The following is a 19,367-nucleotide window of genomic DNA, read 5'->3' as shown; positions in this document are numbered from 1 at the left end:
CCCAAAAGCGGGAACCCCTATGACCTACACGGCCCCCACCACCGAACAGCTTTTCGTCCTCAACCATATCGCGCGCATCGATGCGATGGCGGCGCACGACCGCTTCGCCGCCGCGACCCCCGATATGGTCGAGGCGATCGTCACGGGAATCGGCGACTTCGCCGCCGAGGTCTACGCGCCGCTCAACCGCGTCGGCGACACGCAAAACCCCAAATGGCAGGACGGCAAGGTCACCATGCCCCCAGGCTTCAAGGACGCGTACCGGCAGTTCGTCGAGGCGGGCTGGGGCAGCATCGACGGCCCCGGCGCCTATGGCGGGCAGGATCTGCCCTTCACCCTCGCGGCCGTGGTGATCGAGGCGCTCGGCAGCGCGAACATGGGCTTTTCGCTGTGCAGCATCCTCACCCCCGGCGCGATCCACGCGCTGATGGCCTATGGCACCGAGGAACAGCGCCAGACCTGGCTGCCCAAGCTGGTCACCGGCGAGTGGAACGGCACGATGAACCTGACCGAGCCTGCCGCGGGCAGCGACGTCGGCGCGCTGCGCTCGACCGCCGAAAAGATCACCGAAGGCCCGAACGCCGGCCTCTATAAAATCCGCGGTCAAAAGATCTTCATCACCTTCGGCGAGCATGACCTGACCGACAATATCGTTCACCTCGTTCTCGCGCGCACGCCGGGCGCGCCCGAGGGGACCCGCGGCATCTCGCTCTTCCTCGTCCCCAAATACCGCCTCGACGCACAGGGGCGGCCGACGATTTCCAACGGCGTGCGCTGCGCCTCGATCGAGCACAAGCTCGGCATCCACGCCTCGCCGACCGCGGTGATGATCTATGGCGAGGACGAGGATTGCCTCGGCGAGATCGTCGGCGAGGAAATGGGCGGGATGCGCGCGATGTTCGTGATGATGAACAACGCGCGGCTGATGATCGGCTGCCAGGGCATCCAGATCGGCGAGCGCGCGACCCAGCAGGCGACCCGCTTCGCCGCCGAGCGCATCCAATCCTCGCTCGCCGGATCGCCCGACCGCACGCCTGTCCCCATCGACCGGCACCCCGACGTGCGCCGCATGCTGTGGCGGATGCGCGCGCAGACGGAGGCGGCGCGCGCGCTCGTCTATTATGCTGCGGCGCAGACCGATTTCGGCAAGCTGGGCGACGAGGCCGCGGCGATGCGCGCCGAAATCCTGATCCCGCTGGCCAAGGCGCATGCGACCGACATCGGCTGCGAGGTCGCGAGCCTCGGCATCCAGGTCCATGGCGGCATGGGCTTCATAGAGGAAACCGGCGCAGCGCAGCATTATCGCGACGCGCGCATCGCGCCGATCTACGAAGGCACCAACGGCATCCAGGCCGCCGACCTCGTCGGGCGCAAGCTCGGCATGGCGGGCGGCGACCTGATCCGCGGCCTGATCGACGACATCGCGCATGGCGCGGGCGAGGAGTTTCCCGAACTGGCGCAGCTCGCCGAGACCTGCCGCGCGGTCACCGACTGGATGGCGAACGCCCCCGTGCCCGACCGGCTGGCGGGCAGCTCTCCCTATCTGACCATGCTCGCGACGGCGACCTGCGGCTGGCTGATGGCGCTCCAGCATATCGCGGCAAAGGCGGCGCTTGAGGATGGGACCGGCGACACCGCTTTCCTCGAGGCAAAGGTCGCCTCGACGCGCTTCTATCTGCAACAGATCGTCCCCGCCGCCGCGGGTCTCGCCCCCGCGGCGCTCGCCGGCGACGCGGCGCTGCCCGCCCTCGCCTGAATCGCGCCCGAAACCGCCCCTCGCGCCGACGGCGGCGCGAGGGGCGGTTTCGGGCCATGATTAACGCGATGATAACCATCGGCGGCTAGTCCCGTCCGGCAAGGACCGGAGATGCGCGGGTGCCGCTCATAGTCAAGAAGATGATCATCAGTTGGCGCTCGTTCGCGCTGTCGGTGCTGCTGTGCGTCGTCGTCGGCCTCTCGACCCTCGCCGAACCGCTCGACATGTTCGTCGAAGCGGCGATCGGCCGCCTTGGAAACCGGCCGGTTTCGGGCGATATCGTCGTCGTCGCGCTCGACGAACGCAGCCTGCTGATGGCCACCGGCGCCGACTTCACCCCAACCCTGCATGCCAAGGTCGTCGACGCGGTGAACGACGCCGGCGCCAAACGGCTCTTCCTCGATTTCGACTATCGCCGACGCGTGAACGATCGCGATTTCCCGAAATTGACCGACGCGGTCAAGCGGATGAAGGACCGGATCGTCCTCGCGGTCATGACGCATGTCGCCCCCGGCCAGCGCGGCGAGAGCTTCTTCTTTCCGAGCGCCAGGTTCGGCCCCGACGCCAAACCCGCCAGCATCGCCTGGCAAAGCGAATATTGGCAGGCATGGAACCTGCCGCGGGCCATCATCGCGGAGGGGAAGCTGATGCCGAGCTTCTCGTCGGTCCTTGCCAACAAACCGGTCGCCAGGGCCGAAAGCTTCCGGCTCGACTTCTTCTACAACACCGACACGATCAAGCTGTACAGCGCGGCCGATGTCATCGACGGTCGGGTTGGCCGAAAGGAGCTGGCGGGCAAGGACGTCATTTTCGCCCCGACGGCCTCCGCCTATCAGGACAATGCCTTTCTTCCGGGGCACGACATGGTTCCGGGTGTCTTCCTGCATGTCATCGGCGCCGAGACGCTGAAACGCGGCGATCCGATCGATATCGGCTGGACTCCCGCCCTCGCGCTTTCGCTCGCCGTGCTGCTGCTGACCTTGACCACCCGCCTCCAGCACTGGTTCACGCCGATCGCGCTCGGGGTCACGGTGGCGCTTATCGCCGCCAAGGTCGTGCTCGCCGCCATGCTCGTCACCTCGTCGATCGGCGCCGCGCTGTGCCTGATCGCCGCGATCAGCGCCAATGTCTCGCGCAAGCGGCGCCGTGCCTCGGCCCAGCGCGAAAATCCGGTGTCGGGCCTCCCCAATTTCGAGGCGCTGCGCGGTCAGGCGCCGTTCGGCAGCGCGACCGTCATCGCCGCGCGCATCGTCAATTTCGAGGATCTCGCCGCCTTCCTGCCCGGCGAGGGCAGCCAGCAACTCGTCGATCAGGTCGCGCGCCGCCTTGCGCTCGCCAGTCACGGCACCCAGCTCCACCACGATCTCGACGGCAGCTTCGCCTGGCTGGTCCCCTATTATCAGCACAGCCAGATCGAGGGGCATCTCGCCGGCCTCGCGGCGCTATTCAACGCGCCGCTGACCATTGGCGAGCTCAAGATCGACGTCGCCATCGCCTTCGGCGTGAACGACGAGTTCGAGGGTTCGAACGCGCAGCGCCTCGCCGCGGCGCTCGTCGCCGCCGAAAAGTCGATCCGCACCCGCGCGCTGTGGACCAAATATACGCCGCGCCAGAAAGAGGACGCCGGCTGGCAATTGAGCTTCCACTCGCAGCTCGAGGACGCGCTCGCCGGCGGCGACATCTGGGTCGCCTTCCAGCCGCAGTATGAGATCGCGACCCGCCGCGTCGTCGGGGTCGAGGCACTCGCGCGCTGGACCCACCCGACGCGCGGCCCCATCCCGCCCGACGAATTCATCGTCCAGGCCGAAAAGAGCCAGGACATCTATCGCCTGACCCTGTTCGTCATGGACCAGGCGATCCGCTCCGCGGCGCAATTGCGCGACCGCGGCCTCGCAATCAACATGTCGGTCAACCTGTCGGCGGCGCTGCTCGATCACGGCGATCTCGTCGGCACGATCCGCGTCATGCTGACCGCGCACCACCTGTCGCCCGAGATGCTGACGATCGAGGTCACCGAAACCGCGCAGATCGAGAACAGCCGCCAGGCGCGCCAGACGCTCGCCCAATTGCGCCGCACCGGCATCCGCCTGTCGATCGACGACTATGGCACCGGCCAGTCGAACCTCGAATATCTGACCGAGGTCGAGGCCGACGAGATCAAGATCGACAAGCGATTCGTGATGACCATGCGCGATTCGCAGCGCAACTTCGAAGTCGTCAAATCGACGATCGATCTCGCGCACCGCCTCGGCGCCGTCGCGGTTGCAGAGGGGATCGAGGACGCGCCGACCATGGCGCTGCTCGCACAGCTCGGCTGCGATGTAGGCCAGGGGTATCACCTTGGAAAGCCGCAGCTATTCTCTGAACTCACCGCCAATCTCCTTGGCCACCCGCACAGCCGCTCGGCATAGGTGCCAATTTGGCACTATCCGTTAAGGTTAAGACTCGCTTTACCTTGTTTCTTAAGGTATATGCCGCGTTAACTGTCCTGCGTTGACAGTGCGCAAGAGGAGTTTTGACATGGCTTGGATTTGGAGCTGGCTCGGCGGCGGCGGCACTCGTAATGCCGGCGGCACGGCCTAAAGAATAAAGGCCCCGGTATCCCCGGGGCCTTTTCTTTTGCTCGCGGACATCCTGATCGGACCCCGGCCATGACGACATTCCCGCGCCTCCCGAATTAGTTTTTTGTTGGTACCATAGAGGATTTGCCGAACGGCTGGTCGGTGGACACCGGCTTGTGGCGGCATACGCGCCATCCGGCGTCCGGGCGTCCGGGAACGATCCTCCCCGAATATAGGAGGCCCGCTTCCCACGCGATTTTTCGCTTGACCTTGTGAGCGTCCGCCGGGGTGCAATCGAAGCACCGCCACGCGGCAAAAATTTTTCTCCCTCGGTCCGATCGCAGCCCATTCGCGCGAAGACCGCGGAAAGCCTTGCGCCGGACCCGCGAGCCGGTCCATTCGAGCGACGAACCGAATCAAAATATCGGCGAGTCGAGTCTTCAACCTGTCATTTACCGTCTTGCATCGGCGCGCCGACATGGCACTATAGGTGGTGGGTCAGCCGACGGGGGCACCCAATAATTTGTGTCAGACCGAAAGTGGCGGTTTTCCGTCGCCCATCCCATATGGGCACGGGAGGAACGCGTTTGCGTCTGAAAAATATGCCCCACGAGGGGGGCGAAAGATGCTAGGCTGGGGCTTCGCCCTGAGTCGAACAAGACAGGAACAGATCGCGCCGCGGCGCGAGCAGAGAGGCAGGGCAGAACAATGGATTTTCGGGAAACGGATCGGGTGGAGACGAGCGACGTGGCGACGGCTGAACTGACCAGGACAGAGGCGGAGACCCCGGTCGAATCGACCGCAGGTGTCAAGGCGAAGCTGAACGGCGACGTCGAGCCCACAGTCCACGCGCGCCGATTCGCGGTCGAGACCGACGCGAGCCGCGACGCGCTGCTCACCGATTTCGGCAAGGAGACGCTGCAGGACCGCTATCTCCTCCCCGGCGAATCCTATCAGGATCTCTTCGCCCGCGTCGCCGCCGCCTATGCCGACGACGCCGATCATGCCCAGCGCCTCTACGACTATATCTCGAAGCTGTGGTTCATGCCCGCGACCCCGGTGCTCTCGAACGGCGGCACCGGCCGCGGCCTGCCGATCTCCTGCTATCTCAACAGCGTCGACGACAGCCTCGAGGGCATCGTCGGCACCTGGAACGAGAATGTCTGGCTCGCGTCGCGCGGCGGCGGCATCGGCACCTATTGGGGCAATGTCCGCGGCATCGGCGAGCCGGTCGGTCTCAACGGCAAGACCAGCGGCATCATCCCCTTCGTCCGCGTGATGGATTCGCTGACCCTCGCGATCAGCCAGGGCAGCCTGCGCCGCGGCTCGGCCGCCTGCTATCTCGACATCTCGCATCCCGAGATCGAGGAGTTCCTCGAGGTCCGCAAGCCGTCGGGCGACTTCAACCGCAAGGCGCTCAACCTCCACCACGGCGTCCTCCTCACCGACGAGTTCATGGAGGCCGTGCGCGACGGCGCTGAGTTCAACCTGCGCAGCCCCAAGGACCAGAGTGTGCGCGGCACCGTCGACGCGCGCAGCCTGTTCCAGAAGCTGGTCGAGACGCGCCTCGCGACCGGCGAGCCCTACATCATCTTCATCGACCAGGTGAACCGGATGATGCCCAAGCATCACCGCGACCTCGGCCTCAAGGTCTCGACCTCGAACCTCTGCTCGGAGATCACGCTGCCGACGGGCCGCGACCATCTCGGCAACGATCGCACCGCGGTCTGCTGCCTCTCGTCGCTGAACCTCGAAACCTGGGACGAGTGGAACAGCGACAAGGCGTTCATCGAGGACGTCATGCGCATGCTCGACAATGTCCTCCAGGACTATATCGACCGCGCCCCGCCCGAAATGGCGCGCGCCAAGTACAGCGCCAGCCGCGAACGCTCGGTCGGCCTCGGCGTCATGGGCTTCCACAGCTTCCTCCAGGCGCGCGGCCTGCCGTTCGAAGGTGCGATGGCGAAATCGTCGAACCTGCGCATCTTCAAGCATATCCGCAGCCAGGTCGACCAGGCCTCGATGCTGCTTGCCAAGGAACGCGGCCCCTGCCCCGACGCCGCCGACCAGGGCGTGATGGAGCGCTTTTCGTGCAAGATGGCGATCGCGCCGACCGCGTCGATCAGCATCATCTGCGGCGGCACCAGCGCATGCATCGAGCCGATCCCGGCGAACATCTACACCCACAAGACGCTGTCGGGCAGCTTCGTGGTCAAGAATCCGCACCTCGAAAGCCTGCTCGTCGACAAGGCGAAGAACAGCGACAGCATCTGGAACTCGATCCTCGAAAAGGGCGGCAGCGTCCAGCACCTCGACTTCCTGACCCAGGACGAGAAGGACTGCTACAAGACCAGCTTCGAGATCGACCAGCGCTGGCTGCTCGAACTCGCCGCCGACCGCACCCCCTATATCGACCAGGCCGCATCGCTGAACCTCTTCATCCCCGCCGATGTCGAGAAATGGGACCTGCTCATGCTCCACTATCGCGCGTGGGAACTCGGCATCAAATCGCTCTATTATCTCCGCTCGAAATCGGTCCAGCGCGCCGGCTTCGCGGGCGGTGTCGAGGCCGACAACACCCCCGAGGCCGCGAAATTCGAACTCTCGGCCGAGAGCACCGATTACGACGAGTGCCTGGCGTGCCAATAAGGCCGCGCTCCTCCTGCCCGTCTTTCCCGCGAAAGCGGGAACCCAGGGCGGGATTACGCGACACTGGGTCCCCGCTTGCGCGGGGATGACGATTGAAGTTTAGAAGCTGAGGATAGACCGATGCCTTTGTTGGAAGCCCGCAAGACCTACAAGCCCTTCGAATATCCCTGGGCCTATGATTTCTGGAAGCGCCAGCAGCAGATCCACTGGGTGCCCGAGGAAGTGCCGCTGGGCGAGGACTGCCGCGACTGGGCGCAGAAGATCAGCGACCATGAACGCAATCTGCTGACCCAGATTTTCCGCTTCTTCACCCAGGCCGACATCGAGGTGCAGGATTGCTACCACGACAAATATGGCCGCGTGTTCAAGCCGACCGAGATCAAGATGATGCTGACCGCGTTCAGCAACATGGAAACGGTGCACATCGCCGCCTACAGCCACCTGCTCGACACGATCGGCATGCCCGAGAGCGAATATGGCATGTTCCTCGAATATGACGAGATGCGCGCCAAGCACGACTATATGGGCACCTTCGGCGTCGACGACGACGAGGATATCGCGCGCACCCTCGCGATGTTCGGCGGCTTTACCGAGGGGCTTCAGCTCTTCGCCAGCTTCGCGATGCTGATGAACTTCCCGCGCTTCAACAAGATGAAGGGCATGGGCCAGATCATCAGTTGGTCGATCCGCGACGAAAGCCTGCACTGCGAGGGCATCACCCGCCTGTTCCACGCCTTCGTCAAGGAACGCGACTGCCTGACCAAGGCGGTGAAGGAAGACATCATCGACTGCTGCCAGAAGACGGTGCGGCTCGAGGATGCCTTCATCGACCTCGCCTTCGAACAGGGCCCGGTCCCCGGCATGACGCCCAAGGAGATCAAGCGCTACATCCGCTACATCGCCGACTGGCGCCTCGGGCAGCTCGGGTTCCAGCCGATCTACATGATCGACGAACACCCCCTCCCCTGGCTCGCCCCGCTGCTCAACGGCGTCGAGCACGCCAACTTCTTCGAAACCCGCGCCACCGAATATTCGAAGGCCGCGACGCGCGGCGACTGGAACAGCGTGTGGACCAGCTTCGACAACCGCAAGAAGGCCAAGACCAACGACGACGGCGCCGCGACCACCGAAGGCGAAGGCGACGGCGAGGACATGTTCGCCAAGGCCGGCATCGCCGCGGAGTAGCCCCCTTCAAAACCCCTCCCGCAAGCGGGAGGGGCAGCGAGACTTGCCAGCTTGCTGGCTAGTCGCAGCGGGGAGGGCCAGCGACGCCGGCGCCGCGCCGCAACGCGCAAAAGAGTCAAAAAGGCCATCCATGACCGACAAGAAAAAACTCAAGCTCCTGCACCTCAGCCAACCCCAGCGCGCGTGCCTGGAGGGCCTCTCCAACCGCCGCCCCCAACTCCCCACCGACCCGATCCGCGACGAACTCGTCGCGCTGGGCCTAGTGACGCAGCAAGGCGCCAGATGGACGCTGACCCCGACGGGCAGGAAGGTGCTGGCGGCGGGGTCGAACCGGCGCAATTCGGGCGGGTTTTCGGTTTGAGGTGAATTTCCCCGCCGCCGCGCTCCATCGCATGGATGCCGGATCAAGTCCGGCATGACGCGGCGCGGGGACGCCTCCATCCCACCCCCATCTTCGTCACCCCGGACTTGATCCGGGACCCATATAACAGCCGAAGCACGGGGCCCGGACGTGATGATCGGCGATAATCCCCGCGACATCCGCAGGCGTCATTGCGAGGGGCGTAGCGACGAAGCAATCTCCAGCCATCGGCAAGTTAGGATGATCGCTGGAAATTGCTTCGCTCCGCTCGCAATGACGCCATATGGGGGCAGAGGGGATCATCGCCGATCACGTCGGGGATGACGTATGAGGAATGAATCTTCGCGCCTTCGCGTCTTCGCGTGAAACGAAAATCCTCCCTCAATTCACCGTCACCCCGCTCGGCACCGCGCCCACTCCCGCCGCCGCGAACAGCACCCCGCCGCGCACCGCCGCCGGCGAGCCTTCGAGCAAGGGCAGCAGCACCAGTTCGCGCGTCGTCTCGCTGTCGTCGTCGACGACCAGCCGCAGCGACGGCAGGCCGAGGCCGCCGCGTTCGGTCACGACGTCGCGGACCGCCCCGAGCGGCCACGACAGGGCGCCGCCGCGATAGAGCCGCGCGCCGTCGTGGAAGATCCAGGCGTCGCGCTGGCGCCACAGCCGCAGACAGGTCCAGAAAAGGAACAGCGCGGCGAGCATCGCCGCGCTCGCCGCCGCGTCGCCGAACAGGATCGCGCGCAGCATCGCCGCCGCGCCGTCGGCCGCCACCGGCGCCGCCTGTCCCACCGCCAGCGCCGCGAACAGCAGCGCCGACACCGCCTGCCCCGCCAGCAGCGGCTTCGCCTTCAGCCGCGCGATCACGATGATTTGCCGGTCCCGATACGCCATCGCCCGCACACATAGGCACGGCGGACGCGCGGCGCCAGCATGGAGGCCACCAATCCTCCCGGTCGCGCGGCGATGGGGAGGTTGCGGCGCGAAGCGCTGACGGAGGAGCCGAGCGCGCAGCGCTCGCTGGCGCTGGCCGCCGCTCCCCTACCGCCTGCGGCGGCGGTCCCCCCTCCCCACGGCTGCGCCGCAGGGAGGATCTGGAGCAGGCCCGGCCGCCCCGGCCCTCCCCCGATCCCCGGCGAAAGCCGGGGTCCACGCCGCGTGGCGCTACGCCTCTGGACCCCGGCGTTCGCCGGGGATCAGGGCATGGAAACGGAAGGCAGCACGCCGAACAGGAAAAATCGCTTTCCTACAATTTACCTATATGGTTCAATGCGCCCATTCGACCAGCCATAAAGGAGGATTCCCCCCATGACCGACGCCACCGCCGCGATCCCCGCCCCCGCCCCCGCCGCGCCGCCCAGCTATCACTGGACCCCCGCCCTCCAGCGCGACTTCCTCTCCCATCTCGCGGTCACCGGATCGGTCAAGATCGCTGCCACCCGCGTGTCGATGTCGCCCAGCGCCGCCTATCAGCTCCGCCACAAACCGCAGGGCGCCGCCTTTCGGCTCGGCTGGGCGGCGGCGGTGCGGATCGCGCGCGAGCGGCTCGCCGACGAGCTGCTCGACCGCGCGATCTGGGGGATCGAGGAAAGCTATGAGCGCGGGCCCGCGACGCGCGAGGGCTATCATTACCACAACCGCCGCCGCCACGACCCGCGCCTCGGCCTCGCGATGCTCGCGCGGCTCGACCGCGTGGTCGAGGTGCGCGCGCAGGCCGGCGAGGACATGCTGGCGCAGGTCATCGCGGGCGACTGGGACGGCTTCCTGTCGCTGTTCGACGCCGCGGGAGTCGAGCCGGGCGTCGACGGCGAATCGGGCGGCCACAACGCCGCGCTCGCGCTGTGGCTCGCGGGGCGCGACAACCGCGCCAACCCGGTCGCGACGCTGTGGAAGGACAGCCCGATCGCGAATGAAGTTGCACGCTTTTCCGCCGATCCGGACGTCGAGCCCGTCGCCGAGCCGACCCCGGAAGAGGCCGCCGCCGACATGCACGTCTGGCACGACGACGCGCACGGCGAATGGCGCACCAATTTCCCGCCGCCCGAGGATTTCACCGGCATCGAGGAGGGCGAATTCGGCGATGAGGATTATGAGCGCACCCTCGAGATCGACGAGGAAGAGGCGTGGCTGGCGGCGCGCGAGGCCGAGGTCGCGCCGCTGCGCGCGGCCGGCGAGGCGGCACGGCGCGCCTTTTTCGCGATTCCCGCGCCCGCCAACGATCGCGGCGTGGCAGAGGCGCGGGGCACCGGCGAAAACCGCGCGCGGGCCGGGCGTTCCGCCCCGCCGGCGCGGTGAAGCGTGCGCCGCGGACGCGGGATGTGCTACACTGGCCGCGAAAGGAGAAAGCCCATGCAGGCCGTGACCGAAGGCGATCGCCGCAAGGAACTCGCCACCCTCCTGACGCAGATCCAGGCGCATCCCGAACGCGACTGGACCGCCGCCCGCCGCCGCATCGCGACGCTCAACAAGCTGATCGCCGCGCCGCGCAAGTCCCACTGACGGCGGGTCCGCGCGCCGCGTCGCGCGCGGGCCTTCGTCGCAAAAATTCGGCGATCCGCCGCGCTGCGCGTCCGGCCGAATTGGACGCCGAGTCCTTGAAATCCCACCGCTTTATGCGCTTCGGGCGCCGATTCGGCGCGCGCCCGCGTCGGCGCGCGATGAAACAAGCGGCGCGCGCCGCTCGTTTCCCCCGTATCCCCGTCAACCGCAGGAGATTTTCGATGCGCAAGACTTTCATCCTCCTCGCCGCCGGCACCGCGGCGATCGCCACCCCGGCGTTCGCCCAGCTCGCCGGCACCGCCGGACAGGTCACGGGCCATGTGACCGGCGACGTCGCCGGCCAGGTCGATCCGGCCGGCACCGTCGGCAATGTGACCGACCAGGTGACCCAGCCGGTCGGCGAGGTCGTCGATCAGGTCGACCAGACGGCGAACGACGCCGTCGACGCGACCGACCTCACCCTCGCGACGCAGGAGCAGGTGCGCGCCGGCGCCAATGTCACCGACATGGACGGCAACAGCATCGGCACCGTGCAGAGCGTCGACGGCGGCAATGCCGTCGTGGTGAGCGGCGGAAAGCTCTACAATGTGCCGCTTTCGGCGCTCTACGCCCATGGCACCGACACCGCGAAGGGCCTGGTCAGCAAGGTCCCGCAGGCCCAGCTCGAAGCGCATGCCGGGGCCGACGCGTCCGCCGATACGGATTCGGAGGCCGACCCCGGCAGCCGCTAGGGCCGATCGACACTCCCGACCGCGGTCGCACGAAGGCGCCGGGTCCCCCCTCCCCGGCGCCTTTTTCTTTTCGGCGCGCGCTGCTCCCCACAAGAAAATGGCCCGCCCCCGTGCGGCGCGGGGCGGGCCAGTTTCAGTGCCGGGGCGCCGGATTGCGCCCGCCGGCCCTCTGATTATCCCGTCACTCCTCGAACAGGTCGACCGCGTTGGCGGCGGTCGCCGACAGCCGCACCGTATCGCCCTCGACCGCGGCGACCAGCCCGGCGGGCAGATAATGATGTCTGGCGCCTTCGCCGTCCTCGGCCTGCGGGCTGTCGCTCTTGGTCAATTTGATGCGGTCGCCGTCCAGATGATCGACGGTCCCGACATGGACGCCGTCGGCGCCCACCACCGTCATATGTTCCTTGATCGCGCTATGCTCGGCCATGGTCCTTCTCCTCGCTGCCAAAATCATCATACGCGCCGCGGCGGCGATTCGATCCACCGGCGCGGCGAAGCGGGGCGAATCGTCGCCCGCCGTCCCGCCCTCAGCACCAGGGCCGGCGATGGCCTTCCCAACGCCGCGCCAGCCCTTCGGCGACCAGCACCGACCCGGCACTTTCGCCGCCGCGGGTCACGACGCGCAGTTTGCGGCCATAGCGGTCGCTGTCGCGCTCGACGGTCTCGAGGCGGAAGGCGCCGGCGTTCAGCCAGTCCCACAGCCGCCGTGTCGCCGCCGCCCCCAGCCGCGCCTCCTCGGCGCAGCGCGACGGATGCGTTTCCGGCGTGTCGATATCGGCGATGCGATATTTCTCCCCGGCGAACCAGAAGGTGTCGCCATCGACGACGCAATCGCGCCCGCCGCCGGTCGAACAGAGCCCGAAATGCGCCGAAAGCGGATCGACGGCGGCGGTGCGGGCGGGCAGGTCGGCGAAGGCCGCGGGCGGCGCCCCCGCCATTTGCAGCACCGCCAGCGTCCCCACGAAACCGCCCGCCGCGACCAGAATCAGCGATCGGGCGAAGCTGCGTCGAACCACACGCCGGCGTTGGCGCGGCGAAACCCGCCGGGACCGGACGGGTGGGAAGGGATGAACCGGCATGCCACCGACCCTGCCACCATCTGCTTGCCAAAAAGCAAAAGGGCCGATCCGCTATGGAAGCGGGCCGGTACCAACCGCGTCCGGCGCGGCGCCGTTTCGGCGCTTGCCTCTCAGGGCGCGCCGCGCGGTTCCTCGTCGTCGACCCCGCCGGGGCCGAGTTCGTCCTCCTCGTCGTCGTCGCTGCGTTCGCCGCGATAGGCGTCCATGTCGATGCGGCCCGACCGCTCCATCTGGCGCATATGGTCGACCAGATCCTGCACATCGTCGCGTTCGTCGCGGCCCGGGGGCTTTTTCGAATCCTCCAGCCGCCGCCCGTGCCGGGCCGCTTCGGCCACGGTCTGCGCCTGCGCGTCGTCGTCGCGCTGCTCGCGGTTCACCGCCTCGGGGGCCTCAGGATTGCGGACATCGTCCGCCGGGGGCTTGCGGGATTCGTCGGCCATCACAGGCTCCTTCCTGCCTCTCCAACGCGCAGCGGCGTCACCGCGTTCCTCAGGCCGCGTCGGCCAGCACCTTGCGCTCGATCACCCGAATGAAGACCTCCGGGTCCTGCGCCCCCGGCACCAGCATCCGGCCGCCGAGGATGAAGGCGGGAACGCCGGTGATATTCTGCTCGGCCCAATAGGCTTCCTCGGTCCGCACCATCTCGGCATAATCGTCCGACGCCAGGATCGCCGCCGCCCGGGCCGCGTCGAGCCCGACCGACGCCGCGATCTCGGCGAGCACGCTATGGTCGCTCACGTCGCGATTGTCGGTGAAATGCGCGCGGAACAGCGCGAGCTTGAGGTCCGTCTGCACCCCGGTCGCGCTCGCCTGCTCGGCCTCTTCCAGCGCCCCCGCCCAGCTCAGCAGCCGATGCGCGTCGAAACTGTTGCGCATCCGGAAACCGGGTCCGCGGTTGAAGGCGAAGCCCAGTTCCGCGGCCACCGCCGCCATCTTGCCGCTGTTGGCGCGGCTCTGTTCGGCGCTGATGCCATATTTGCGCTGCACATGGCTCGCCGCATCCTCGCCCTCGGGCGGCATGTCGGGGTTGAGTTCGAAGGGATGCCACTGCACCCGGAAATCCAGCCGTCCCGCGAAACGCGTCATCACCGTCCGGAATCGCAACCAGCCGATGATGCACCAGGGGCACATCACGTCGGAGACGATATCGACCGAAAGGCGCGGCCTGTCCATCGTTCCGGTCATCGACTCATCTCCTGTCCGTCAGGGCTCGCTCCGGTCGTCGGCGCGCCGATCCTTGCCCGATCGGCGTTCGCCCCTGCGGCGTTCGGGGCCCTTATAGTCGGGATCGTCGGCGATCCGCCGGTCACCCGACCGCCGGTCGGACGAACTACGCTTGTCGTGGTCGCTGGCCATGGCCGGTCCTTCCCGCAAACAGGGGCGCGACCGCGCCCTCTTAACGCACGGACCGACCGAAAAGACAAGCGCCTAGACCGGTGAAGCCTCATCCCCCGCCTGTCCGGCGGCAACAACCGTCGGCCGCGACAAGACCCACCAGCTTCCGGCCATCAGCGCCAGCGACAGCGCCTCGACGATCATGGCCTGGATGATCGCCGGACCCACCATGTCGCCGCTCGCCGCACCGATCAGCCGCCCGACCAGCGCCGTGCCATAAAGCGCCGCCGGCACCAGCAGCGCACCGCGCCAGCGCGGCAGCAGCGCGCCAATCGCGGCCGCGACCGCCGACACCAGGAAAAAGGCCGACATGTCGGCACGCACCGTATTCGCCGCGACGCCGTCGGCCGCGATGCCGAACTGGCCGGTATAGGTCGCCGGGTCGAGCACGCCCTGCACGCCCAGAATCAGGAAAAACACCGCCCACAGCAGGACGGCGCCGCGCAGCACCCAGTTGATCATGGCTCTTCTCCCCATTTTTCGTCGACAAGGCTGCGGCAGGACGGGGAAAAGTGCAATCTATTCCGTCGGCTCAGCGGCGAATGTCTCTTCGATCCAGCCGCCGCCGAGGACGCGGCTTTCGTCCGCCGCGTCATAGAGCACCGCCGCCTGCCCCGGCGCGACGCCATATTCGGGCGCGGCAAAGCGCAGCCGGTCGCCTTCGACCCGCGCCGGCACCGGTTTCGCCATGCTGCGCACCTTGGCGAGCAGGTCGCGGCCCTCGACGTCGGTAAGCCAGTTCGCCTCGCCGAGCCGCGCGCCCGACACGGCGAGCGCGCGCCGCGGCCCGACGACGACGCGCTTCGCCTCGGCGTCGAGCCGCACGACGTAGAGCGGCTCGGCCTGTCCGCCGATCTCGATCCCGCGCCGCTGCCCGACCGTATAATGGATCAGGCCCCGGTGCGCGCCGAGCAGCGTGCCGTCGACATGAACGATCTCACCCCGATCTTCGGCCTCGGGCCGCAGCTTGCGAACCAGGCTGGCATAATCGCCGTCGGGAACGAAGCAGATGTCCTGGCTGTCGGGCTTGCCTGCAACGCCCAGCCCCAGGTCGCGAGCAATGTCGCGCACCACGCTCTTCTCCAGCCCGCCCAGCGGGAAGCGCAGGAAATCGAGCTGCTCCTGCGTCGTCGCGAACAGGAAATAGCTCTGGTCGCGCGCCGGGTCGACCGCACGATGCAACTCGGCGCCCGCCGGTCCCATCACGCGGCGGACATAATGGCCGGTTGCTAGGCAGTCGGCGCCGAGGTCCTTCGCCAGCGCGAACAGATCGGTGAACTTGACGCCCATGTTGCAACGCACGCAGGGGATAGGAGTCCGCCCGTTCAGATATTCGTCGGCGAACTGGTCGATCACCGTGTCGCGAAAGCGGCTTTCATGATCGTGGACATGGTGCGCGAAACCCAGCCGGTCGGCAACCGCGCGCGCGTCGCGGATATCCTGCCCGGCACAGCAGGCGCCGACCCGCTTCGCCTTGGCGCCATGATCGTAAAGCTGCAGCGTCACCCCGATCACCTCGGCGCCCGAGCGCGCGGCAAGCGCCGCGACGACGCTCGAATCGACCCCGCCCGACATGGCGACGACGATTCGCCGGTCCTTCAGCGGTCCGGCAAGCTGGAAATCGCCGAGTCGGTCGGGGGCAAGCACATCGGTCATGATCGCGGTCCTCTAGGGATTCCGATGCCGAAATGCCAGCATTTCCGCCGCTTCGTCAAAATATTGACGGGGGTTAAGCTTCGCTAACAAGCTCTGAAATGGGCATTTACGGGACCTTAGGTGGTGCTTGCTAGACCGACGGCATGAACCTTGTCCCGTCCGATCTTCCGCGCCCCGACAGTGCGGCCAGCATGGCGAAGCCCGGCTTCGACATCATCCTGGCCGTGTCGAGCGCGCGCCAGACCGCCCTGCCGACGGTGCGCCTGCTGCGCGCCCGGGCGCAGGACGAATCGCACGCGGCGCGGCTCACGGCATTGCGCGAAATGCTGGGCGGACATGCGGGTGGGGCCCGTTCCGTCGACCGGGGGCCGGTACGCTTCTTCGACTTGTCCGAAGCGGCGAACGGCCCGTCCCAAACCATGAACAGCCTGTTTACCAGAGGGTTTCAGCCGATGTTGAACCCCTCCGATATAGACCAGCCGCTGTCGGTCGAACCGATCCCCCCCGTCGAAGACTTTATGGAATGATCATGATCGAGAATCAGAAAATTCGCCCCGCCCAGGTCATCGGTCCGCTCGGAGAGCCGCTGACACTGGACTCGCTCCCGCCGCCGAACACCACCCGCTGGGTCGTCCGCCGCAAGGCCGAGGTCGTCGCCGCGGTCAACGGCGGCCTGCTTACGGTCGACGAGGCCTGCGAGCGCTACGGCCTCAGCCTCGAAGAGTTCGCGAGCTGGCAGCGATCGATCGATCGCAGCGGCATGCCGGGCCTGCGCGTCACCCGCATCCAGCACTACCGCGACCTCTACGAGCGCCAGCAACGCTTCTGAGCCGCGCGGACCTTGTGCGAAAGAGGGCGCCGCGAGCGCCCTCTTTTTTGCCCGAGGCGCCGAAAACCCATGGTGATATCAGCAAAAATAATGACGCAACTTCCGTGATTTGTCTATTTTCTTGCAACCCCTTGGTTCACCCGGCGTTAAGCCGGGGAGTAATCAAGGAGACACTCGAATGCGCAAGATCATCATCTCACTGACCGCGGCGTCGGCCCTCGCGCTCGGCGCGTGCCAGAGCCCGCAGGCCGACAAGGTCGAGGATCAGGCGGAGGCGCAGGCCGACGCCATCGACGATCAGGCCGACGCCATGCCCGAGGGCCCGGCGCAGGATGCTATGGAGAAAAAGGCCGACGTCGTCGAGGAACAGGGCGAAGAAAAGGCCAATGCGATGGACGACAATGGCGAGATCGCCCCGTCGGAAAGCGGCGTCGGCGACACCCAGACCCCGCCCAAGCAGTAAGCAACGGCTCAAGCCTGTCTTCATCGAAGGCAGCGAGAGGGCGCCGGCGGCCTTCCCCCGGCGCCCTTTTGGTGCGCGGGCCGGATCAGCGCTCCGTTTCACCGGCCAGGGGTTGTGGGGATCTGTCTTGAGGAATCCCGACCGGTGCTGAAAAAGCCGTGGGTCCCCGCCTTCGCGGGGACACATGGTTTTACCGTTATAGGGCCGCCGAAACCTGAATCCCCACAAGCCTCAGAGCATGACGCCATGAGATGGATCGTCATTGCGAGGAGCGAAGCAATCTCCAGTCATCGCTCTTCGATACCGATAGCTGGAGATTGCTTCGCTCCGCTCGCAATGACGAAGAGGTCAATCCAATGTCATCAGAATCTAGAGCGGCAAGCCGTAAATCTGCATCACCCTTTCTTCCGTTCGTGCTGAGCTTGTCGAAGCACCGTCCTTTTTCTTGCAGTGCCTGAAAGAAAGAACAGCCCTTCGACAAGCTCAGGGCGAACGGGCCGGATTTAAGGCTCGATGCTCCAATGCCCGGAACACGTCCTGCACGCCCCGCGCGTCGCGGTCGGCGCGCAGCCCCTCCAGCGCCCGCATCACGTCGATGCGATATTCGGCGACGCCGGCCGATCCGCGCAGCCAAGTCGCGCCGAGCGAATGAACGAGCCGCGCCACGGCGCGATTCTCCGCCAAGGTGTGGACGTCGAGCTCGGTCAACCCTTCGGCGAGGCACTGAATCAGCAGCGCCGCGGTCATCATCCGCGCCAGCCCCTTGCCGTGGAAGGCGTCGAGCACCGCGACGGAATATTCGCCGATCGTCCCGCCGTCCGCATAGCGCACCGCATGCACCGCGCCGATCGCCGGCGTGCCTTCGCAGTCGGTGCAGAGCGCGCCCCAGCCGATATGATCGTGCCCGTCGACATCGACCAGTCCGGCGACTACCGGATCGGGTGGCATCGGTGTCGGCGAGAAGAAGCGCAGATAACGGGATTCGGCCGACAACGTCGCGATCCCGGCGCGCAGCAGCGGCTCATCCTCTGGCGTGATCGTGCGCAGGCAGACGGCGGTGCCGTCGTTCAGCTCGCTATGCACCTCGATGCGATGCAGCGGTGTCGCCGTTCTTGTCGCCATGGCCTTGCCTCCGGCCGCTCGCTATGCTGGCGACGATAAGGCCGCGGCGGCGGTCGGACAAGCATGGGCAGGGAGAGCGAACCAATGGACCATCACTGCACGCGACGGTCGCTGTTGTCGACCGCTCTGCTCGCTGCGGTGCTTCCTGGGACAGCAAGTGCCGTCGCAGCGGACCATCCGCAGCTCGGCATTCAGCTCTGGATGGTCAAGGACGCACTCGCCGCCGATCCCGCGGCGACGTTGCGCGCCATCGCCGCCGCAGGCTTCGGCGCGGTCGAGCTTGCGGGCTGGCCCTCCGGCGACCGTACCACCTTTGCCGCGATGCTCGCCGAAGCGGGCCTGTCCTGCCGCTGCGCGCACCTACCGATCCTGCTGGCGAGCGACGAGGAACTCGCCCCGCTTCTCGACGAAGCCGCGGGCTTTGGTCTAACCCATGTCTTCGCCCCGGTTCCCGGCTTCGCGGATGCGCTCGACCTGCCTCAGAGCGAGCGCGGCAGCGCGCTGTTCGCCCGCACCCTGAACGCCGACGACTGGCGCTGGAACGCCGAGCGGCTGAACCGGGTCGCCGACAGGGCGGCGGCGCACGGGCTGACGATCGGCTATCACAATCACAATATCGAGTTCGCGCCGCTCGACCGCACGACGCCCTATGCGATGCTGCTCGCCGGAACCGACCCGGAGCGCGTCGTCTTCGAATTCGACGTCGGCCATGTCATCCTCGCCGGCGCCGATCCCTTCGCGCTGCTCGCCGAGCATCCGGGCCGCTTCCGGGCCGCGCACCTCAAGCAATGGCGCCGGCCCTTCGCGCCCCGCACCAGGCTCGACCTGCCGCCGTCGGCCGATTTCAGCGCGGGCTTCGACTGGCCGGGCTGGCTCGCCGCGGCGCGCGGCGCCGGGATCGTCCATCTTTTCGCCGAGCGCGACAACCTGACGCCCGCCGAACAGCTTCCCGCAACCCTCCAGGCCGGACGCTATTTCGCGGGGCTTGGACGCTAGGCGACGTTTACATTCACGCGGCACATTTGATGGCTGCGACGAGATTGAGGAAGCCAGCGTAGTTTCTGGCGAGCTTGTCGTACCGGGTTGC

Annotated in this window: 21 protein-coding genes; 12 read left to right on the top strand and 9 right to left on the bottom strand. The window is 67.0% G+C overall.

From position 1 onward, the window contains the following. Positions 1-19 precede the first annotated feature (19 nt). From FHR21_RS09590 to FHR21_RS09570, 5 genes are all read left to right on the top strand, one after another. On the top strand, positions 20-1,756 hold the full coding sequence (locus FHR21_RS09590) for an acyl-CoA dehydrogenase (RefSeq protein ID WP_184097635.1): 1,737 nt from the start codon (positions 20-22) through the stop codon (positions 1,754-1,756). Positions 1,757-1,875: 119 nt separating this feature from the next. Next, positions 1,876-4,167 (top strand): EAL domain-containing protein, encoded by a 2,292-nt coding sequence (locus FHR21_RS09585; RefSeq protein WP_184097633.1) that lies wholly within the window; start codon positions 1,876-1,878, stop codon positions 4,165-4,167. 858 nt (positions 4,168-5,025) lie between these two features. After that, positions 5,026-6,966 carry a ribonucleoside-diphosphate reductase subunit alpha gene (locus FHR21_RS09580; protein ID WP_184097631.1) on the top strand — a complete coding sequence of 647 codons (1,941 nt, stop codon included), beginning with the start codon at positions 5,026-5,028 and terminating at the stop codon, positions 6,964-6,966. A gap of 120 nt (positions 6,967-7,086) precedes the next feature. Continuing rightward, the gene (locus FHR21_RS09575; protein WP_184097629.1) at positions 7,087-8,151 is read left to right on the top strand and encodes a ribonucleotide-diphosphate reductase subunit beta; all 1,065 of its coding nucleotides are present in this window, start codon (positions 7,087-7,089) and stop codon (positions 8,149-8,151) included. A 130-nt stretch (positions 8,152-8,281) separates the two neighbouring features. After that, complete coding sequence (locus tag FHR21_RS09570; RefSeq protein WP_184097627.1) at positions 8,282-8,512, top strand: hypothetical protein; 231 nt, start codon at positions 8,282-8,284, stop codon at positions 8,510-8,512. Between the two features lie 381 nt (positions 8,513-8,893). On the opposite strand, the gene FHR21_RS09565 is transcribed toward FHR21_RS09570, so the two are convergent. Beyond that, positions 8,894-9,400, bottom strand: a complete 507-nt coding sequence (locus FHR21_RS09565) for a hypothetical protein (RefSeq protein WP_221235114.1) — start codon at positions 9,398-9,400, stop codon at positions 8,894-8,896. Between the two features lie 414 nt (positions 9,401-9,814). On the opposite strand from FHR21_RS09565, the gene FHR21_RS09560 reads away from it, so the two are divergent. The 3 genes from FHR21_RS09560 (at position 9,815) to FHR21_RS09550 (ending at position 11,736) form a co-directional block, all read left to right on the top strand. Beyond that, positions 9,815-10,801, top strand: coding sequence for a hypothetical protein (locus FHR21_RS09560; protein WP_184097625.1), 987 nt, complete (start codon positions 9,815-9,817; stop codon positions 10,799-10,801). A gap of 54 nt (positions 10,802-10,855) precedes the next feature. Continuing rightward, positions 10,856-11,005, top strand: a complete 150-nt coding sequence (locus FHR21_RS09555) for a hypothetical protein (protein WP_184097623.1) — start codon at positions 10,856-10,858, stop codon at positions 11,003-11,005. Positions 11,006-11,226: 221 nt separating this feature from the next. Further along, positions 11,227-11,736, top strand: a complete 510-nt coding sequence (locus FHR21_RS09550; RefSeq protein ID WP_184097621.1) for a hypothetical protein — start codon at positions 11,227-11,229, stop codon at positions 11,734-11,736. A 181-nt stretch (positions 11,737-11,917) separates the two neighbouring features. Here FHR21_RS09550 and FHR21_RS09545 read toward each other — a convergent pair whose 3' ends face one another. The 7 genes from FHR21_RS09545 to mnmA all read right to left on the bottom strand — a co-directional run bounded on the left by FHR21_RS09545 (position 11,918) and on the right by mnmA (position 15,866). Beyond that, positions 11,918-12,163, bottom strand: coding sequence for a DUF2171 domain-containing protein (locus tag FHR21_RS09545; RefSeq protein ID WP_184097619.1), 246 nt, complete (start codon positions 12,161-12,163; stop codon positions 11,918-11,920). Positions 12,164-12,263: 100 nt separating this feature from the next. Next, positions 12,264-12,674: a thermonuclease family protein gene (locus FHR21_RS09540; protein WP_420825276.1), complete on the bottom strand. Its 411-nt coding sequence runs from the start codon at positions 12,672-12,674 to the stop codon at positions 12,264-12,266. 251 nt (positions 12,675-12,925) lie between these two features. Beyond that, entirely contained in the window at positions 12,926-13,255 is a 330-nt protein-coding gene (locus FHR21_RS09535; RefSeq protein ID WP_184097616.1) for a hypothetical protein, read from the bottom strand. 49 nt (positions 13,256-13,304) lie between these two features. Continuing rightward, positions 13,305-14,000, bottom strand: coding sequence for a DsbA family oxidoreductase (locus tag FHR21_RS09530; RefSeq protein ID WP_184097614.1), 696 nt, complete (start codon positions 13,998-14,000; stop codon positions 13,305-13,307). A gap of 18 nt (positions 14,001-14,018) precedes the next feature. Then, complete coding sequence (locus FHR21_RS09525) at positions 14,019-14,171, bottom strand: hypothetical protein (protein ID WP_184097612.1); 153 nt, start codon at positions 14,169-14,171, stop codon at positions 14,019-14,021. 72 nt (positions 14,172-14,243) lie between these two features. Further along, a complete protein-coding gene (locus tag FHR21_RS09520; protein ID WP_184097610.1) occupies positions 14,244-14,672 on the bottom strand; it encodes a hypothetical protein in 429 nt (142 codons plus the stop codon). A gap of 57 nt (positions 14,673-14,729) precedes the next feature. After that, positions 14,730-15,866, bottom strand: a complete 1,137-nt coding sequence (mnmA, locus tag FHR21_RS09515) for a tRNA 2-thiouridine(34) synthase MnmA (RefSeq protein WP_184097608.1) — start codon at positions 15,864-15,866, stop codon at positions 14,730-14,732. 143 nt (positions 15,867-16,009) lie between these two features. Between mnmA and FHR21_RS09510 the strand changes: the two genes are divergently transcribed. The 3 genes from FHR21_RS09510 to FHR21_RS09500 all read left to right on the top strand — a co-directional run bounded on the left by FHR21_RS09510 (position 16,010) and on the right by FHR21_RS09500 (position 17,158). Beyond that, a complete protein-coding gene (locus FHR21_RS09510; RefSeq protein ID WP_184097606.1) occupies positions 16,010-16,393 on the top strand; it encodes a hypothetical protein in 384 nt (127 codons plus the stop codon). Positions 16,394-16,395: 2 nt separating this feature from the next. Further along, positions 16,396-16,695 carry a CtrA inhibitor SciP gene (gene sciP / locus FHR21_RS09505; protein WP_089215118.1) on the top strand — a complete coding sequence of 100 codons (300 nt, stop codon included), beginning with the start codon at positions 16,396-16,398 and terminating at the stop codon, positions 16,693-16,695. Between the two features lie 178 nt (positions 16,696-16,873). Beyond that, positions 16,874-17,158 (top strand): hypothetical protein, encoded by a 285-nt coding sequence (locus FHR21_RS09500; protein ID WP_184097604.1) that lies wholly within the window; start codon positions 16,874-16,876, stop codon positions 17,156-17,158. Between the two features lie 483 nt (positions 17,159-17,641). On the opposite strand, the gene FHR21_RS09495 is transcribed toward FHR21_RS09500, so the two are convergent. After that, positions 17,642-18,280, bottom strand: a complete 639-nt coding sequence (locus FHR21_RS09495) for a GNAT family N-acetyltransferase (protein WP_184097602.1) — start codon at positions 18,278-18,280, stop codon at positions 17,642-17,644. Between the two features lie 84 nt (positions 18,281-18,364). Between FHR21_RS09495 and FHR21_RS09490 the strand changes: the two genes are divergently transcribed. Next, positions 18,365-19,276, top strand: a complete 912-nt coding sequence (locus tag FHR21_RS09490; protein ID WP_184097600.1) for a sugar phosphate isomerase/epimerase family protein — start codon at positions 18,365-18,367, stop codon at positions 19,274-19,276. Positions 19,277-19,367: the final 91 nt, after the last annotated feature.

Origin of the sequence: Sphingopyxis panaciterrulae, from assembly GCF_014199295.1 — a bacterium.
GTDB classification, from domain to species: Bacteria; Pseudomonadota; Alphaproteobacteria; order Sphingomonadales; family Sphingomonadaceae; genus Sphingopyxis; species Sphingopyxis panaciterrulae.
Note: the sequence above shows the minus strand (reverse complement) of the source record. Positions and strands in the feature narration are given on the sequence as shown.

Bases quoted from the DNA above. Each gene is read 5' to 3' on its own strand.
- FHR21_RS09575 (WP_184097629.1), top strand. From the start codon at position 7,087: ATGCCTTTGTTGGAAGCCCGCAAGACCTACAAGCCCTTCGAATATCCC.
- FHR21_RS09525 (WP_184097612.1), bottom strand. From the start codon at position 14,171: ATGGCCAGCGACCACGACAAGCGTAGTTCGTCCGACCGGCGGTCGGGT.
- FHR21_RS09490 (WP_184097600.1), top strand. From the start codon at position 18,365: ATGGACCATCACTGCACGCGACGGTCGCTGTTGTCGACCGCTCTGCTC.
- FHR21_RS09565 (WP_221235114.1), bottom strand. From the start codon at position 9,400: ATGGCGTATCGGGACCGGCAAATCATCGTGATCGCGCGGCTGAAGGCG.
- FHR21_RS09530 (WP_184097614.1), bottom strand. From the start codon at position 14,000: ATGACCGGAACGATGGACAGGCCGCGCCTTTCGGTCGATATCGTCTCC.
- sciP (WP_089215118.1), top strand. From the start codon at position 16,396: ATGATCGAGAATCAGAAAATTCGCCCCGCCCAGGTCATCGGTCCGCTC.
- FHR21_RS09560 (WP_184097625.1), top strand. From the start codon at position 9,815: ATGACCGACGCCACCGCCGCGATCCCCGCCCCCGCCCCCGCCGCGCCG.
- FHR21_RS09555 (WP_184097623.1), top strand. From the start codon at position 10,856: ATGCAGGCCGTGACCGAAGGCGATCGCCGCAAGGAACTCGCCACCCTC.
- FHR21_RS09545 (WP_184097619.1), bottom strand. From the start codon at position 12,163: ATGGCCGAGCATAGCGCGATCAAGGAACATATGACGGTGGTGGGCGCC.
- FHR21_RS09580 (WP_184097631.1), top strand. From the start codon at position 5,026: ATGGATTTTCGGGAAACGGATCGGGTGGAGACGAGCGACGTGGCGACG.
- mnmA (WP_184097608.1), bottom strand. From the start codon at position 15,866: ATGACCGATGTGCTTGCCCCCGACCGACTCGGCGATTTCCAGCTTGCC.
- FHR21_RS09570 (WP_184097627.1), top strand. From the start codon at position 8,282: ATGACCGACAAGAAAAAACTCAAGCTCCTGCACCTCAGCCAACCCCAG.
- FHR21_RS09540 (WP_420825276.1), bottom strand. From the start codon at position 12,674: ATGGCGGGGGCGCCGCCCGCGGCCTTCGCCGACCTGCCCGCCCGCACC.
- FHR21_RS09520 (WP_184097610.1), bottom strand. From the start codon at position 14,672: ATGATCAACTGGGTGCTGCGCGGCGCCGTCCTGCTGTGGGCGGTGTTT.
- FHR21_RS09590 (WP_184097635.1), top strand. From the start codon at position 20: ATGACCTACACGGCCCCCACCACCGAACAGCTTTTCGTCCTCAACCAT.
- FHR21_RS09495 (WP_184097602.1), bottom strand. From the start codon at position 18,280: ATGGCGACAAGAACGGCGACACCGCTGCATCGCATCGAGGTGCATAGC.
- FHR21_RS09500 (WP_184097604.1), top strand. From the start codon at position 16,874: ATGCGCAAGATCATCATCTCACTGACCGCGGCGTCGGCCCTCGCGCTC.
- FHR21_RS09550 (WP_184097621.1), top strand. From the start codon at position 11,227: ATGCGCAAGACTTTCATCCTCCTCGCCGCCGGCACCGCGGCGATCGCC.
- FHR21_RS09510 (WP_184097606.1), top strand. From the start codon at position 16,010: ATGAACCTTGTCCCGTCCGATCTTCCGCGCCCCGACAGTGCGGCCAGC.
- FHR21_RS09535 (WP_184097616.1), bottom strand. From the start codon at position 13,255: ATGGCCGACGAATCCCGCAAGCCCCCGGCGGACGATGTCCGCAATCCT.